This is a genomic window from Jeotgalibacillus malaysiensis (genome assembly GCF_044789845.1).
Lineage (GTDB): Bacteria > Bacillota > Bacilli > Bacillales > Jeotgalibacillaceae > Jeotgalibacillus > Jeotgalibacillus malaysiensis_A.
In genome coordinates this window covers 1,686,082-1,703,311 of sequence record NZ_CP085252.1, presented here as the reverse complement: position 1 = coordinate 1,703,311, position 17,230 = coordinate 1,686,082, and the positions used below count along the sequence as shown (strand labels likewise).

Here is a 17,230-nt window from a genome sequence, read left to right as displayed (position 1 = left end):
AATCAATTTCCTGCCTCTTAAAAGTCATATTACTTATCTTCTAGCAGATCAAATTCTTCCGCTTCTTCCTTTTCACTTTCAGGCGCAGCATGCGGCTGATCCATACCGTGATGCTCACGGATCTTCAGGAGAATCTGCTGACGGAGTTCAGTATTTTCTTTCAGGAACTGCTTTGCATTTTCACGTCCCTGTCCGAGACGCTCTCCTTCATATGAATACCAAGATCCGCTCTTTTGAACGATATCCGCTTCAGCACCAAGGTCAATGATCTCTCCTTCTTTAGAGATCCCTTCACCATACATGATATCAACTTCTGCAATACGGAATGGCGGTGCAACTTTATTTTTAACGACTTTAATACGCGTTTTGTTTCCGACCATATCGTTACCCTGCTTAAGTGTTTCAGCACGGCGCACATCGAGGCGGACTGAAGAATAGAACTTCAGTGCGCGACCACCCGGCGTTGTTTCCGGGCTTCCGAACATAACACCGACTTTTTCACGAATCTGGTTAATAAAGATTGCGATTGTATTAGACTTACTGATTGCACCTGATAGTTTTCTAAGCGCCTGAGACATCAGACGCGCCTGAAGACCAACGTGTGAATCACCCATTTCACCTTCAATTTCCGCTTTTGGTACAAGGGCTGCTACTGAGTCAATGATGACAATTTCAACCGCTCCACTCCGCACAAGTGCCTCTGCAATTTCGAGTGCCTGCTCTCCTGTGTCCGGCTGTGATAAAAGAAGTTCATCTATATTAACACCCAACTTCTGAGCATATACAGGATCAAGGGCGTGTTCAGCATCGATAAAAGCAGCCTGGCCGCCATTCGCCTGAACCTCAGCAATTGCATGAAGCGCTACAGTCGTTTTACCTGAGCTTTCAGGACCATAAATCTCGATTACACGGCCTCGTGGATATCCGCCTACCCCAAGTGCTGCATCTAATGAGACAGATCCGCTTGATACTGTATTTACTCTTCTGTCCGTCTGTTCTCCAAGCTTCATGATTGAACCTTTTCCGAACTGTTTTTCTATTTGTTTAAGCGCCATATCCAGCGCTGCCTGACGATCACTCACATTAATTCCTCCTTTGAAATAGACGTCTTAGTGACGTCTCATAACCTAACTATACTATACTCTTTTTCAGAACAGATAACAAGTAAAAACCGAACATTTATTCGTATTTTTTTAAAAGGTCATTTTAAGCAGAATTGCTTTTAAAAAATGCTGATTTGTATGAAAAATGTTACTTTTCAAACCTGCTATAAAGCGCAGTCATTTAATCTTTCTTCACAACAAAAGGTCCTGTTTCTTCTTCAAGCAGTTTAATCAAGGCGTAAATCCCGTGCTTTACTGCTCTGATTCTTTTAAAGTTGCGATCTCCCTTCAGCATTAAATTAAAGGAAGAATTCATCCCATTTTTAAGTGCTATACCTATCCAGACTGTTCCCTCTGGAATACCATTATAATCTCCCGGACCTGCCACACCGGTAAAACTGATCCCAATATCGCTGTTATACTTTGTGCGGATCTGATCCGCCATTTTTTCAGCGCATTCCCGGCTCACTGCACCATATTGATTAAGCAGATCTCCGGGCACACCGAGCACACTTTGTTTCGCTTCATTGGAATATACCGTCATTCCACCCAAAAGGTAGCTGCTTGCACCCGGAATTGAAGCAACCTCGGAAGAAAATAGCCCCCCGGTCAAACTTTCAGCAGATGCAATAGTCAGGCGCTTTTGCTCAAGCAGCAGTATAATTTTCTGAAGGAGGTTATTTTGATCATAGCCGTAGCAATAGTCACCCACCCTGTCTTCAATCACAGTAACCATTTGATTAACAAGTGATTCAGCTTCCTTTAAATCACTGCTTCTTGCAGTTACTCTGAGTGTTACTTCCCCGTCCTCAGCCAGCGGTGCAATTGTCGGGTTCGTCTGTTCGCTCAGGATATCTTCAATGCGTGATTCCAGATCTGCTTCACCTATACCAAAAAAGCGCATAACTTTCGAGTGTATTGAGCTCCGATCAGTTTTCTGATCATTTAAATAGGGTAGCACCTGATCGACAAGCATCGGCTTCATTTCCCTTGGCGGTCCCGGAAGCAAAAGATAGGTAGTGTTATGATGACGCTTCAGCATCCCGGGAGCCATGCCATGAAAATTAAAGAATACAGTACTGTCTTCCAACACCAGCGCCTGTTTCTTATTATTTTCAGTCATCGGTACTCCGGTTTGTATAAAGTACTGCTCAATTGCTTTTAAAGATTCCTGGTCATAAGAAAGACTGCAGCCAAGATGCTTAGCTGCAGTTTCCTTAGTCAAGTCGTCTTTCGTCGGTCCGAGACCACCAGTTATGATGACAAGATCAGACCTCTTTTCAGCAGTGGAGAATGTTTCTAGAAGCCGCTCCTCATTATCTCCCACTGCGCAGTGATAATAAACATTAACACCTGATTCTGCCAGTCTTGCGGAGATAAATTGAGCATTCGTGTTTGCAATCTGACCAAGCAGTAACTCAGATCCTACCGCGATAATTTCTGCATTCATACAAGCATCTCCTTATTTGGAGTTTTTGAAAGCACCCCAGTTTTTGATAAAGTAATCTACACCTGACCATACAGTAAAAAATGCTGCAATGTAGAGGGCTATGATGTCAAAAGGAATGTTAAACATTTCAAAGAAGATATTATGAAGCAGCAATGCTGAGATCGCTACAATCTGCATCCACATTTTAATTTTTCCAAGCATAGCAGCGGCATGCACTTCACCTGATCCTGCAAGAACCAGTCTGAGGCCTGTAATCGCAAACTCTCTTGAGATGATGATAATCACAATCCATGACGGCGCCATTTGCAGCTCCACTAAAATAATCAGAGCAGCTGATACAAGCAGTTTATCTGCCAGAGGGTCGAGAAACTTTCCAAGGTTTGTTACCTGGTTATATTTTCTTGCATAATACCCATCCACCCAGTCAGTTGTTGCGGCAAAGATAAAGATCAGCGCGGCAACAAAATGAGCGACCGGCATCTCAGCGCCTAAAAGCGTCATCTCACCCCAGCCGAAATCAACAAGCATGATCACCATAAATAAAGGAATCAGAAAAATTCTCGAAATCGTAATCTTATTAGGTACATTCATATAAGTGCTCCTTTAAATCTAATATTTTTCGTTATTATTAATTAATAGCCTTACCATACGTCTATGTAAACCCCAATCAAAAAAATAGTCATCACGCATGATGACTATTTTGAAAATTATGATGGGTTTTGCACTTCAAAAATCATATTCTGCGTAATGATATCTGAAGCACCGAAATCCACCTGCTCACCATTTATAGAAACAGTTGTGCCCGGTGCACTTCCAACGCGGATGCGGAACCATTCAAGCTCTGATGCGTCAAAAGTAAGTTCTTCACTGCCTGAGAGCATCTGATCAATAAGCTGATTGCCCGACTGATCAGTAATGCCAACCCACGTAGATTCAGAATTAATCGTTACAGTCAATTCTTCAGTCGACGTAATCTGATAGTTCGTTGTATCGCCTTCAGTTCCTGTATTTTCAATCGCTAATTCAGCTTCCTGAGGCTCTGACGGCTCTTCTTCATTTTCTGCAGGATCCTCTTCGGCAGGTTCTTCAGCAGAATCTTCAGCCTCTACCTCTTCAGCTGCTTGTTCAGTATCATCTGATTGATCAAGCGACACAGATTCCTCCTGCCGGACCTCTTCATTTCCCTGTGGTTCATCACTGTCAGCTGACATGAATGACTGAACCAGAATATATGCGAGTGCAACAATTCCAACTACAAATACAGCCATAACGGCTGTTGGAATAAATCTGAATGCTGTTGATGTGTTCTTACTTCCTCTTGTTTTCACTCTTGATAGCTGTGATGGAATATGATCATCCTGGTTTTTAGGAATATCTGAAGAATAGGTTTCAAATAGTTCTTCTACATTCAAATCCACCGCTTCAGCATATTGCTTAATAAACGCCCGAATATAAAATGCACCGGGCATCATTGAATAATCTCCCTCTTCAATTCCCTGGAGATACCTTTTTTGAATTTTAGTTAAACCCTGAAGCTCTTCTAGTGAGTAGCCCTTGGCTTCTCTGGCTTCTTTCAGGCGGCTGCCTAGTTCTGTCAATGTTTACACCTGCCAATACTTAAAAGTCAAATTCCCCGAAATCCGATCCGCTGAACATCGCGTTTTTATGCATTAATTCATATGTAATTTCCTCATCCGGATCGTGTCGGAGTTCAATAATATAATCAAAATCATCAATCGAGTATTCAGAGTTCTCTACAAAAATGTCCGGATGCTCAATGACTTTAATGGATGGCATTCTCATAATTTCCCGTACAAGCTGCCAATGCTTATCTGAGGCACGCTGGGTTGAAACGACCCCGTCTATAATAAATAAATTATTTTCATTATACTCATCCGGAATTAATTTATCACGGACTGTTTGTTTTAATAACGTTGAAGACATAAACAGCCATTTTTTATTCGCACAGACGCTCGCTGCCACGATTGATTCTGTTTTCCCGACACGCGGTAATCCGCGTATGCCAATCAGCTTATGACCATCCTGCTTATAAAGCTCCGCCATGAAGTCAACAAGCAAACCGAGTTCATCTCTGATAAACCTGAATGTTTTTTTATCGTCTGCATCTCTTTGAATATACCGGCCATGACGCACTGCCATTCTGTCGCGAAGCTTAGGTTCTCTCAGCTTTGTCATCTGAATGGTATCCATGGTGCGCAGGATCAGTTCAAGCCTGACAATCTGCTCATCGCTTCTGGCAAGCAGAAGCATACCTCTTCGACCTTCGTCGACACCGTTTATCGTTACAATATTAATTGAAAGCATACCAAGTAAAGATGAAATGTCACCAAGCAGACCAGGACGGTTTTTTTGAATTTCATATTCGAGATACCATTCCTTCTTCTCCATGGTGTCAGCTCCTTAATATAAAAACTTTCCTATCTATAAGGTTAATAATAAATCATTTGAATGGATTAGAAAAGGAAAAACAGAAAATGCATCGAAATAAGTAGAAAATTGCCTCCTCATGTGATTGAGAAGGCAATTTTTGCATCAATGTCTGACAGAACCGCCAGACAGACGGATCATCAGGTTGGCAAGCACATGCTGTTCATTCTCATCGGCGGCTCTCCACAGGTCCGCTAAGACCCGCTCCTGTTCGTTTTTAGGGTCAACGTTCTTCGCCAGGTAGTCTCCAATCTGAAAAGCTACTTCTGACATTTTTTCTTTATCCATTCCCTGCTTCTGAGCTGCAATGACTTTATCCCCAAGAAAATCTTTCCACTGCTGCCAGTTTTCCAGAATCGACATATTATTCTCCTCCTTTATTCATGAACCGTGTAGGGCTCATCAATAGTATGGTCACAGAAGGTAAAATTATTCGATTCAGCTATACCATCCACCATTAACTGACAGTACGTGACCGTTGATATAAGTGGATTGTTTACCGGTCAAAAACATCACTGCATCTGCTATTTCCTCGGGTCGCGCGAATCTGCCGGCCGGGATCTCTCCTTCTAGATCACGTCTAACTTTAGCATCATAATGGGCTGTCATCGTTGTACTGACTGCGCCGGGGGCTACCGCATTTACACGGATACCATTCGGTGCAAGCTCCTTGCCAAGCGCTTTTACAAAAGAAATTTGAGCACCTTTTACAGCAGAATACATCACTTCATATGAAGCGCCGGCTTCCCCCCATATTGAACTGACAAACACAATAGATGCTCCATCTTTATGGCGCATCCCCGGGATCAGCCTCCGGATCATTCTCGCAGGCTGATACAAATGGACATTCCACAGATTTTCAATCACATGATCAGGGGTGTCTTCAAATAAACCTTCGAAATGTTGACCCCCGGCATGAATAATCATGTCCGGCTGCAAAAGATTTGTTACGACCTGATCAACAGCTGCACCATCAGTAAGGTCCAGTTTAAGCGGGACCAGATGCCCCTGCTGACTGGCAAACTGTGATAAGCCATTGATAGCATCTTTATTGGAATAATATTGAGCAAGAACAGTATGGTCTGTCTGCAATAGTTTTTTACAAATTTCAAAGCCGATACCACCGCTGCTGCCGAGCACTAAAGCAATTTTACCCATTAACTTTCGGCAGGATATAAAAGCTGGTTATCCTGTCTTCTTTTACAAGATCAGAGAATGCTTTATGCACATCTTCTAATGTTAATGTCTCAAGAACCGGCACCGCTTCAAACAGGTCCATATTATTAAATGCATATCTGGTGAACTGATTCGCAATAAATTCCGGTGAATTTAATGATCTTAAGAATCCACCAATATTTTTCTTTTTAACTGATTGCAGTTGCTCTTCTGTGATAGAAGGAGACTTTACTTCTTCAAGCAGGATGTTTTTGACCCGCTCTGACAGTTTCTCAGGGTTTGCCGAGTTGCTGCCTACTAAGGCAAAGCCAAAGTTGCTTTCCTGCGTAAAGTCATAGGAGAAGTGGTCATCAATCAGCCCTTCATCGTAAAGAGAGGTATAATGATCGGAAGTTTTCCCGAATAATACATCGAGCGCCGTATTAATAGATAACTCTTTTATCATTAACTGTTTGCCGCTTATGTCTTTTTCATTTGACTTGATGCCTACCATGCACTTTACCACTTGAACGTCCATATGAAGCTCGTGGTGGGCTCTATTGACCTCGTCAGGCTCCTCTTCAAACTTCCTGTCAATGGTCTCTTCAGGATCAAAGTGCTTTTTCTTCTGATTCTCCCTGACATAGTTCATCATTTCTTCCGGGTCTACTGAACCGACAATAAATAACATCATGTTAGATGGATGGTAAAAAGTATGATAACACTGATAAAGGTGGTCTTTTGTAATTGAAGAAATTGAATCTATTGTTCCTGCAATATCGACTTTTACCGGATGGTGCTTGAACATGTTTTCAATTGCACCGAAATAAAGTCTCCAATCTGCGTTATCATCGTACATCGTAATTTCCTGGCCAATAATGCCTTTTTCTTTTTCAACGGTTTCCTCAGTAAAATAAGGAGACTGAACAAAATCAATCAGGACATCGAGGTTTTTCTCAAAGTGTGAGGTACTTGAGAATAAATATGCTGTCCGTGTGAAGGAGGTAAATGCATTGGCAGAAGCACCATTCATACTGAATTTCTGGAATACGTCGCCTTCTTCCTTTTCAAACATTTTATGCTCAAGAAAATGTGCAACCCCGTCAGGCACACGAACAAAATCTTCTTCCCCAAGCGGGATAAACTGATTATCAATTGACCCATATTTTGTTGTAAAGGTAGCGAAAGTTTTATTGAAATCTTTCTTTGGCAAAATACATACCTGCAACCCGTTTTCCATCGTTTCCATAAATAATTCTTCGTTAAGCTGAGAAAATTCTTTTTTACGCACTTTCAGCCACCTCCCTAGCAGTTAATACATATGTCGTATCCTTCACAAGCTTATTAGCCGCCTTAATGACGTGATCCTTTGTGACCTCTTCTATTCCTTTAAACCACTCATTAATATGAACAGGGATTCCTGCTGTTTCCCCCTGATACAGTACTTCTACTATCCCTCTTGGAGAATCCAGCGTTTCGAGCATTTGATTGGTCATGACGGCTTTTGTCTGACTCAGCTCCTGATCGGATATATCTCCGTTTCTAATTGCTTCAAGCTGCTGCTCGATAATCTCTTCAGCCTTATCAATCTTACCCGGATCTACACCGGACATAATGACAATCAGCCCCTTGTGACTTTCAAGACGGCTTGCTGCGTAATATGCAAGGCTTTCTTTTTCACGTACGTTAATAAACAGCTTTGAATGCGGGAAACCGCCCAGGATGCCATTCATTACTGCCATTGGAAGGTAATCTGCATCACCATACACAGTTTGTGATCTGTATCCGATATTTAATTTACCTTGTTTAATCTGCTGTTTTTCTACGACTTTTTTAGACTCATCCACATGAACCAGATGATGATCTGCATAAATGTTTTTGCGGTTTGCTAACGAAAATTTCTCTTTACAAAGTGTTTCAATCTGAGCAATATCGACGTCACCCACAACGTATAAGTCCACTTCATCATGATGAATCATCTGCTGGTAGGTTTCAAAAAGGCTCTCAGGTTTTACATGCTCAAGTTCAGATTCAATCCCATTAGGATGCAAAGCATAAGCTTCATCCCCGCACATCTCTTCAACCAGCCTTTGGGATGCATATCGCATTTTATCGTCTTTTACAGCTTTTAATTTCTGCTTCAGCGTCCGTTTTTCAGCTTCAGTGACTTTTTCACTGAATATCCCGTTTTCAACTAACGGGTTAAAAATCATTTCATTTAATACTTCCAAAGCCTTTTCGGTAAGCGGCGTTTTATCCTGCAGATACTTTTCATTCGGTACGTCTACTGCAAAAGTCAGGATATGATATTCACCCTTTTTATTCACATCCACTGAAGCACTTGCACCATATAGATCGTCAAGATGACTTCTGAATAAAGCTGTCGTCGGCCATTTCGCGGTACTACTTTGGAGGACATATGGCAATAGCGCTCTAGCTGTTACATTATCTTTGGATAATAAAGACTTAAATTTAAATACAAACTGATTTGTTTTGAATTTTTCTGTTTTAATTATTCTTATATTCAGGCCGTTCTGTTGAATTTTATGTTCATCTAAATGCATACAGGTTCCTCCCGGATTCGTGATTGCTATATAGTATTTATATTCTCTTCCTTCACTATACATTTCTTGATACTTGTACAACAAGCATTTAAAGCTATAAGAAAACCGTCTGACTGAGAATCAGACGGTTTCATCATGTTAGCGGCTTCCCTTGATATAAGGTTTACCAATTGCTTTTGGTGAGTCAGCACGTCCGATAAATCCTGCAAGGGCAAGAATTGTCAGAATGTATGGTGCTGAAAGTAAAATCCAGTTCGGCACGTCTGCAAGCAGTGGGAAGCTTGAACCGATAATCGCAAGGGATTGAGCAAGTCCGAAGAACATCGCTGCTCCCATTGCACCGAGCGGATGCCATTTACCAAAAATTACAGCTGCAAGTGCAATAAAGCCCTGTCCTGTAATTGTACCTGCGCTAAAATCCTGAGTGATTGTCTGTGCGTACACGCCACCACCAAGGCCGCCGAATATTCCGGAAAGGAAAACAGCGATATAACGCATTCTGTAAACATTAATCCCCATAGTATCAGCAGCCATTGGATGTTCACCTACTGAACGTAAGCGAAGACCAAACGGCGTTTTGAAAAGTACAAACCATGCGCCGATTGCAACAAAAATCGCAATGTAAGAAGTAACATAGTTATTAAAGAAAATCGGCCCAATAACAGGAATATCATAAAGCAATGGAATTCTCTCATAATATAGCGGCTCTGGAATTTTTGGTGTTTGTCCTGCTCCATACCAGTCTTTGATTAGATACACACCAAGACCGAGAGCAAGGAAGTTGATTGCAACACCACTAACAACCTGATCCGCGCGGAATGTTATTGATGCAACTGCATGAAGCAGCGAAAAGAGTCCGCCGATCACCATTGCAACTACCAGCGCCATCCAAGGTGTCCAGCCTCCAAGTGCCGAAGCAAATGTAATATTAAATACAACAGCTGCAAATGCACCGATTACCATTAAACCTTCCAGGCCGATATTAACAACACCAGACCGCTCTGAGAAGACACCGCCTATAGCTGTAAAAATTAGCGGGGCTGATGCAAATAGCATGGATTTAACTAAAATTTCAATTGCTGATAAAACATCCATTTATTTTGCCCCCTTTTTGAGACGCTGCAGCAGGTACGCGATAATGTAGCTGGATGCAACAAAGAAAATAATGATGGCAATAACAATTTCAACAAGTTCAGTTGGTACGCCTGACTGAAGCGGCATAATTAATGCACCCTGCTTCAGGATTCCGAATAAAGCAGCTGCTAAAATAACACCGATCGCTACGTTACCACCTAAAAGTGCAACTGCGATCCCATCAAACCCTACACCAGAGAACGCGCCATGTATAAATCCGTAACCAAATGTTCCAAGTCCCTCCATCGCTCCACCAAGACCGGCAAAAGCCCCTGAGATGACCATGGATAAAATAATATTACGATCAACGTTCATTCCCGCATACTCAGAAGCATGCTGGTTAAACCCTACTGAACGAAGCTCAAAACCAGTAGTGGTTTTCTCAAGCACTACAAAGTATATAATTGCTGCTGCAAGTGCCAGGAAGATTCCATAATGCATCGTTGAAAATTCAGTCAGCGTTTCAAAGAATGGTGACTTTAGTGATGCTGACTCAGGTACGCGGTCTGTAGTATTCTGCTGATCAGAAATCACATACCGGATAAGATAGTTACACAAGTGAAGTGCAATATAGTTCATCATGATGGTAACAATTACTTCATGTACACGAAGCTTTGCTTTTAGTAGCCCTGGTACGAATGCCCAAAGCGCTCCCGCTACAGCCCCGGCTAAAATCGCCATTGGCAGGTGGATGATTTTCGGGAGGTCGAATGCAAGACCTACCCAAACTGATGCTACCCAGCCGACTAAGAGCTGACCTTCAACACCGATATTGAATAGCCCTGTACGGAAAGCGAATGCTACTGCAAGCCCTGCGAAAATATACGGTGTAATCTGTCTGATTGTTTCACCGATGTAAAACCCTTCACCCAGTGAGCCCGCTAATAGTGCGGAATATCCCTCAATCGGATTATAGCCTGAAACCAGCATGACAATGGCTCCAACCAGTAAACCGAGAATGACTGAGATAACAGGAATCAGGATCTTCTGCCATCTGCTGAATTGATTAAACATTCTCTGTTTCACCCGCCTTATTCTTAGAGCCTGCCATAAGTAATCCCAGCTCCTGTTCTGTAGTTGTTTTAGGATCAACGATTTCTATGATGTTACCATCATAAATCACTGCAATCCGGTCACTGACATTAATAATTTCTTCAAGTTCAAATGAAATAAGTAAAACTGCCTTGCCGTTATCACGTTGCTCAATCAGACGCTTATGAATAAATTCAATTGCCCCTACATCAAGTCCACGTGTAGGCTGAGCAGCAATGAGAAGATCAGGATCGCGGTCAACTTCCCGACCGATAATGGCCTTTTGCTGATTACCACCTGAAAGTGCACGTGCAGGTGTTGTTTCTGACGGCGTACGCACATCAAACTCCTGAATCAGTTTTTTTGCCTGTTTATTGATCTCTTTATTATTTAGAAGACTGTATTTTGAATATGGTTTATGGTAGTACGTCTGAAGTACCATATTGTCACCGATCGGGAAGTCAAGCACCAGACCGTGTTTATGTCTGTCCTGCGGAATATGCCCTACCCCTGCTTCAGTAATTTTTCTTGTCTTATAAGAAGACAGATCTTTATCATTCAGCTTGATTTTTCCTGAAGTGATCTTTCTAAGCCCTGTAATGGCTTCGATCAATTCAGATTGTCCATTACCATCAACGCCGGCAATACCAACAATTTCACCTGCTCTGACATTCAGATCAAGATCTTTTACTGCATTTACTCCGCGTGAATCCTTCACATTCAGTTTTGAAATTTCAAGTACATCATGCTTGGGATTTGCTTCTGTTTTATCTGTTTTAAAAGTAACTTCACGTCCTACCATCAGACTTGCAAGCTGTGTTGGTGTGGCGCCTTCCACATCCAGCGTATCGATCCCTACCCCTTTACGGATAACGGTTACGCGGTCACACACCTCAATAATTTCTTTCAGCTTATGAGTGATCAGGATGATTGATTTTCCTTCTGCAATCAGTGTTCTGAAAATCTGTATTAATTCTTTAATTTCTTGAGGCGTCAGTACAGCGGTCGGCTCATCAAAAATTAGAATTTCTGCACCTCGGTATAATGTTTTCAGAATTTCAACACGCTGCTGCATCCCGACTGAGATATCAGCTATTTTTGCTTTAGGATCAACCTTTAAGCCATAGCGGTCGGAAATCTCCTGAACTTCGCGCTCAGCCTTTTTCATATCAATATTCAAACCTTTTTTAGGTTCAAGGCCCAAAACAATGTTCTCTGTCACAGTGAAAGTGTCCACAAGCATAAAGTGCTGGTGTACCATTCCGATCCCCAGTTCATTTGCAACGTTTGGACTCGTAATATTTACTTTTTCTCCACGTACTTTTATTTCTCCCTTTTCAGGCTGATAAAGTCCGAAAAGAACATTCATTAATGTAGATTTTCCTGCTCCGTTTTCCCCAAGCAGCGCATGAATTTCACCCTTCTTTAATTGAAGTGTGATATTGTCATTCGCTACAATTCCCGGGAACTCTTTTCGGATGTCGAGCATTTCTATTACATAATCCATCCGTTATCACTCCTTTATTTATCGTACGGTGGTAGGTTGAATGAGGTCTGACTTCTTTTACCAGACCTTTTCAGAAAAATGCTAAATGAAGAAGGAAGAATTTTTCCCTTATTCAGTTAACATTCTTGCAAAAAAAAAGGGAATTTCAGGACTGTAACAGCCCCTCCATTCCCTATGCATTTGTTATTACTCAAGTGTAGATGGTACTTCGATTTCTCCATCAACGATTTGCTGCTGGTAATTAGCAATCTCATCAAGGATTTCCTGTGAAAGGTTGTCTTGGCTCTCAGCGATTGCAATGCCTTCTTCCTGGATACCGTATTCAATTATTTCTCCGCCTGGGAAGTTGCCTTCCATAGCACGAGTTGAAATATCCTGAACAGCAACATCAACTCGCTTAACCATTGAAGTAAGTGTTACGTTATCTTCTCCAACCTGACCTTCTTCCCACTGGTCACGGTCAACTCCAATTACCCAAACCTGACGATCCGAGTCCTGCTGCTTAAGGTTTTTAGCTTCTGTGAATACGCCGTTACCTGTACCGCCTGCAGCGTGATAAATAACGTCAACGCCTGATCCGTACATTGAAGCTGCAATCTGCTGACCGCGTGCTGCATCGTTGAAGTCACCAGCGAATTCAATCTGAACATCTGCATCAGGGTTAACTGCTTCAACACCAGCCTGGAAACCTGCTGCGAATTTATTAATCAGGTCAGATTCAACCCCACCTACGAAACCGATCTGATCAGATTCAGTTGCAAGACCTGCTGCCACACCAACAAGGAATGAACCTTCATGCTCTTTAAATGTAATTGAAGCTACGTTTTCGCCTTCCGATACATCATCAATCAGAGCGAAGTTTGTATCAGTGTTTTGGCTTGCTACCTCTGTTAGTGCCTGATTTAAAAGGAAACCAACACCGAAAACGAGATTAAAATCATTACGTACTGCAGTGTTCATGTTTGTTACATAATCTGCATCATTATTTGACTGGAAGTATGTGAAACCGTCTGTACCTTCTTCAAGACCGTTATCAGCACCGAACTGCTGAAGACCTTCCCACGCTGACTGGTTAAATGACTTATCATCTACACCGCCAGTATCTGTTACCATTGCTACTTTAAAGTCACTTGTTTCTTCAGTGCCTTCTCCGCCGCCATTGCCTTCATCAGTACCCGTGTCAGCTTCATCGCTTCCACACGCTGCAAGAACAGTACCTGCTGCAAGGATCATTGAAAGTGCTACTCCGTACTTACGCTTTTTCATTTTGTTACCCCCTAAAAATTTTTCGTGTATTAGTAGGAATGCATAAATGCATTAAACACGCTTACGTACAACATGAAAACTGAATCGATCAGCTTTAAAATAATTCAGAGAATACAGAATAGGCTGATCCTTATCATCATAATGAAGCTGCTTTAGAACGAGTAAAGCAGTTTCAGGTTCACATCCAAGGATTGGCGACACCTTCTCATGATAGCCGGCAGGTTCAATGTGGGTCACAGCATAAGATATGTACATACCCCCACTTTCCTCAAGCAGTGAGAAAATCGACCGGTCCTGATGTGTAAATGAAGTAGGCATCAGATCTGACGGGATTTTATCAACACAATAGACCACCGGATCACCGTTAGCTGTTCTTACACGCTCAATGATCGTCATATCATCATCGGGTGTACAGTTAAAACGGTTAATATCTTCATCAGTAGGCTGGTGAACAGAGGAACTTAAGAATACTGTCCCAGGCTCCATTCCTGCCATTCGAATCATATCAGTTACACTGTATAACTGTTCAATTCCTGAGGAAAATAATGGTTTCGCATTAACAAATGTTCCTACACCGTGACGCCTGACAATTCTGTTTTCTTCTTCGAGAATTCTCAGCGCTTCTCTCAGTGTAGCCCTGCTGATACCCAGCTGCCTTGAAAGTTCAAACTCTGAAGGCAGGCGTTCTTTTTCTTTATAAACGCCTTTGTCGATATCTTTCTTCAGTCGGTCAATCACCTGAAGATACAGATGCCGATTATCTGATTTAATAGTCATATAAAGACACCACCAACTCTTTTGACATCAGACATCTGATGTATTTCATTCCTACTAATCGAAAATACTATAACACTTTTCTTTTCTAAAAGGAATACAATTGTGTAGTTTTCACAAAAATTCTTTCTATTAAGTTACATAATAATTACATTTGTTACAAGATTATAAAAATCAGTGAAATGAAACCCTCAACATTGTAAATTAAAGGAAAATAAATATTTCTTTATAACGTTATAGTATTTTTGAAAGCGGTAACAATAGTATAACTTATTCATCTATTCTTTGTATATAGGTCTGACATCAAAGGTCTGATTTTTTTGGCATAAATCTTTAAAATTCTTTATTCAGTAACTTTTTCAGTTAAAAAAGAGCGGGAATTGATGACCCGCTCTTTAATCTATTCATCTTCTATTTTACCTTTTAAAACTGTCCGCGGCTTACTGCCTTCATATGGACCTACAATTCCCTGCTGTTCCATTGCATCAATTAATCTTGCTGCACGTGTGTAACCAATTCTGAATCGTCTCTGAAGCATTGAAACTGAAGCAGTCTGCATATCAGTCACCAGATCTACCGCATCCCCGTATAATTCATCATCAGACTCTTCAGGTTTGGATTCATCCACTTCATCAGGAATCATTTCTTCCTGATATTGTGCTTTTTGCTGCTCAATGACTGCATTTACTACTTTCTCAACTTCCTCATCACTCAGGAATGCCCCCTGCACACGGACCGGCTTATTCGCACCGACCGGCATAAACAGCATATCCCCCCGGCCGAGCAGCTTTTCTGCTCCACCGGTATCAAGTATTGTTCTTGAATCAATTTGTGAAGAAACAGCAAACGCAATTCTTGAAGGAATATTCGCTTTAATGACTCCCGTAATGACATCAACAGACGGTCTCTGCGTTGCAATAATTAAATGGATGCCCGCTGCTCGTGCCATCTGAGCGAGTCTTGTGATAGAATCCTCCACATCATTGGAGGCAACCATCATCAGATCGGCAAGCTCATCCACAATGACAACGATAAATGGAAGCTGAGGCTGCTTTTCTTTATTTTTTTCATTATGCTTTCTTACGTATTCATTGTAGCCTTCTATATTTCTTGTACCCGTGTGTGAAAAAAGATCATATCTTCTTTCCATTTCACTGACTACTTTTTTAAGTGCCTGTGATGCTTTTCTGGCATCTGTCACAACCGGCGCCAGTAAATGAGGGATTCCATTATAGACATTCAGCTCAACCATTTTAGGGTCAATCATCATCAGCTTTACTTCATGGGGCTTTGCACGCATCAGAATAGAAACGATAATGCCATTAATACAAACGGATTTCCCGCTTCCTGTTGCACCTGCTACAAGCATATGTGGCATTTTATTCAGCTCAGCTGCTACTGCTTCACCGGTAATATCTCTTCCCAGTCCAATCAGCAGCTTCGCTTCATCACGCTTGTTTTTATTCGCTTCGAGCACTTCTCTAAGTGACACCATGGCAACCTCTGTATTGGGCACTTCAATCCCGATCGCAGATTTACCCGGGATTGGCGCTTCTATTCGGATATCCTTTGCTGCAAGCGCCAGTGCGAGGTCATCATTCAGATTCACAATTTTACTCACCTTCACGCCGACGTCAGGATGCACTTCATATTTCGTGACAGCCGGTCCAAGGTGAACCTGTGTAACTTTAGCTCTGACCCCAAAGCTTTGAAATGTTTTCTCAAGCTTGGATGCATTTTTTTGAATCGCCTTATATTCACTGCTCTGATCAGCGTGTGGCGGTACTGCCAGCAGGTCAAGCGGCGGGACTTTATATTCTTTATTTTCGACTTCTTCAACCCCAGGAGATGATGTAAACTCTTCAAGTGCAGGATCCGGAATGTCTTCTTCCGGTTTCGTTTTTTCATCAGCCGGTATTACTGCTGAATGATCTTCCTGCACAGGTGCTGCTTTTTCAGCAAAGCTGGAGATCAGCGGTTCAAAGCCCTCCGATTCATCATCCGGCTCTTCAATACATTCTTCCGGTGCAGCTTTTAGTTTTGAAGCAGATCGTCTTGAAATCTGGGTCTGCTTTCTTTTGGCTTTTTTTGTCTGGCGTTTTTCAATTAACCAATCAGTAAACAGGGAAATTAACTCTTTCAGTTTTTCTCCAAACCAACCTATTATGCTTCTCCCTGTTTCCCCGATTGATTTACCTGATAACATGATTAGACCAATAATCATCAGTGTAGCTGAGGCAACCTTTGAACCTGTTGAACCAAACAAAAGGTCAAATATGGCATAAATAAATGCACCAACCATCCCGGCTCCGGCGTTTTCTGTAAACTCATCTGTAAGAATTGTATGTGTCTGAACCAGTACACTGCTGCTCGTAATCATTTGATCGCGCACAAGCTGATCAAATAATAAAACGTGACTTAAAAGAAGTAAACTGATTAATATCAGCAGCGTGCCAATCATCCTTGAGCCTTTAAGTGATGGGAGACCTCTGTAAAGAATAGCGTAAACAGACAGTAAAATGATCACAATCGGAATCAGAAGCTGAAAATTACCGATTAAATAAGTAAAAATCAGCGTCAGTATACGCCCGGCTGCCCCCAGCTGAAAAGCGGCAATCAGCGCCAGTGCAATCATCACTATACCTGTTAATTCATATGTAAGCGGTGTGTCCTTACGAGATCTTTTTGTTTTTTTGCGTGCTTGCGTTTTTCTTTTTACCGGCTTTCTTTTGGCTTCAGCCATATGAACAACCTCCTTTTCCGGCTGAAAAAAACAGACAGAAAAATCTGTCTGTTT

Annotated in this window: 15 protein-coding genes; all 15 read right to left on the bottom strand. The window is 41.8% G+C overall.

Annotated features, from left to right (window positions below):
- Window positions 1-29: 29 nt before the first annotated feature.
- On the bottom strand, window positions 30-1,082 hold the full coding sequence (gene recA, locus LG330_RS09185; RefSeq protein ID WP_404409289.1) for a recombinase RecA: 1,053 nt from the start codon (window positions 1,080-1,082) through the stop codon (window positions 30-32).
- 202 nt (window positions 1,083-1,284) lie between these two features.
- The gene (locus LG330_RS09180) at window positions 1,285-2,553 is read right to left on the bottom strand and encodes a competence/damage-inducible protein A (RefSeq protein WP_404409287.1); all 1,269 of its coding nucleotides are present in this window, start codon (window positions 2,551-2,553) and stop codon (window positions 1,285-1,287) included.
- Window positions 2,554-2,565: 12 nt separating this feature from the next.
- Window positions 2,566-3,144, bottom strand: a complete 579-nt coding sequence (pgsA, locus tag LG330_RS09175) for a CDP-diacylglycerol--glycerol-3-phosphate 3-phosphatidyltransferase (RefSeq protein WP_404409285.1) — start codon at window positions 3,142-3,144, stop codon at window positions 2,566-2,568.
- Between the two features lie 116 nt (window positions 3,145-3,260).
- Window positions 3,261-4,151: a helix-turn-helix domain-containing protein gene (locus tag LG330_RS09170; protein WP_404409283.1), complete on the bottom strand. Its 891-nt coding sequence runs from the start codon at window positions 4,149-4,151 to the stop codon at window positions 3,261-3,263.
- Window positions 4,152-4,170: 19 nt separating this feature from the next.
- Complete coding sequence (locus tag LG330_RS09165) at window positions 4,171-4,962, bottom strand: YmfK family protein (RefSeq protein WP_404409281.1); 792 nt, start codon at window positions 4,960-4,962, stop codon at window positions 4,171-4,173.
- A gap of 144 nt (window positions 4,963-5,106) precedes the next feature.
- On the bottom strand, window positions 5,107-5,364 hold the full coding sequence (locus LG330_RS09160; RefSeq protein ID WP_404409279.1) for a DUF3243 domain-containing protein: 258 nt from the start codon (window positions 5,362-5,364) through the stop codon (window positions 5,107-5,109).
- A gap of 75 nt (window positions 5,365-5,439) precedes the next feature.
- On the bottom strand, window positions 5,440-6,159 hold the full coding sequence (gene ymfI, locus LG330_RS09155; RefSeq protein ID WP_404409277.1) for an elongation factor P 5-aminopentanone reductase: 720 nt from the start codon (window positions 6,157-6,159) through the stop codon (window positions 5,440-5,442).
- Window positions 6,152-7,447, bottom strand: coding sequence for an EF-P 5-aminopentanol modification-associated protein YfmH (gene yfmH, locus LG330_RS09150; protein ID WP_404409275.1), 1,296 nt, complete (start codon window positions 7,445-7,447; stop codon window positions 6,152-6,154). Before yfmH ends, ymfI begins: the two co-directional genes overlap by 8 nt.
- Window positions 7,440-8,720 carry an EF-P 5-aminopentanol modification-associated protein YfmF gene (yfmF, locus tag LG330_RS09145; protein WP_404409273.1) on the bottom strand — a complete coding sequence of 427 codons (1,281 nt, stop codon included), beginning with the start codon at window positions 8,718-8,720 and terminating at the stop codon, window positions 7,440-7,442. Before yfmF ends, yfmH begins: the two co-directional genes overlap by 8 nt.
- 138 nt (window positions 8,721-8,858) lie before the next feature.
- A complete protein-coding gene (locus LG330_RS09140) occupies window positions 8,859-9,815 on the bottom strand; it encodes an ABC transporter permease (RefSeq protein ID WP_404409272.1) in 957 nt (318 codons plus the stop codon).
- On the bottom strand, window positions 9,816-10,868 hold the full coding sequence (locus tag LG330_RS09135) for an ABC transporter permease (protein WP_404409270.1): 1,053 nt from the start codon (window positions 10,866-10,868) through the stop codon (window positions 9,816-9,818).
- Window positions 10,861-12,393, bottom strand: coding sequence for an ABC transporter ATP-binding protein (locus LG330_RS09130; protein WP_404409268.1), 1,533 nt, complete (start codon window positions 12,391-12,393; stop codon window positions 10,861-10,863). Before LG330_RS09130 ends, LG330_RS09135 begins: the two co-directional genes overlap by 8 nt.
- A gap of 186 nt (window positions 12,394-12,579) precedes the next feature.
- Complete coding sequence (locus LG330_RS09125) at window positions 12,580-13,659, bottom strand: BMP family protein (protein WP_404409266.1); 1,080 nt, start codon at window positions 13,657-13,659, stop codon at window positions 12,580-12,582.
- A gap of 51 nt (window positions 13,660-13,710) precedes the next feature.
- Complete coding sequence (locus LG330_RS09120) at window positions 13,711-14,436, bottom strand: GntR family transcriptional regulator (protein WP_404409265.1); 726 nt, start codon at window positions 14,434-14,436, stop codon at window positions 13,711-13,713.
- A gap of 397 nt (window positions 14,437-14,833) precedes the next feature.
- A complete protein-coding gene (locus LG330_RS09115; RefSeq protein WP_404409263.1) occupies window positions 14,834-17,176 on the bottom strand; it encodes a DNA translocase FtsK in 2,343 nt (780 codons plus the stop codon).
- Window positions 17,177-17,230 lie beyond the last annotated feature (54 nt).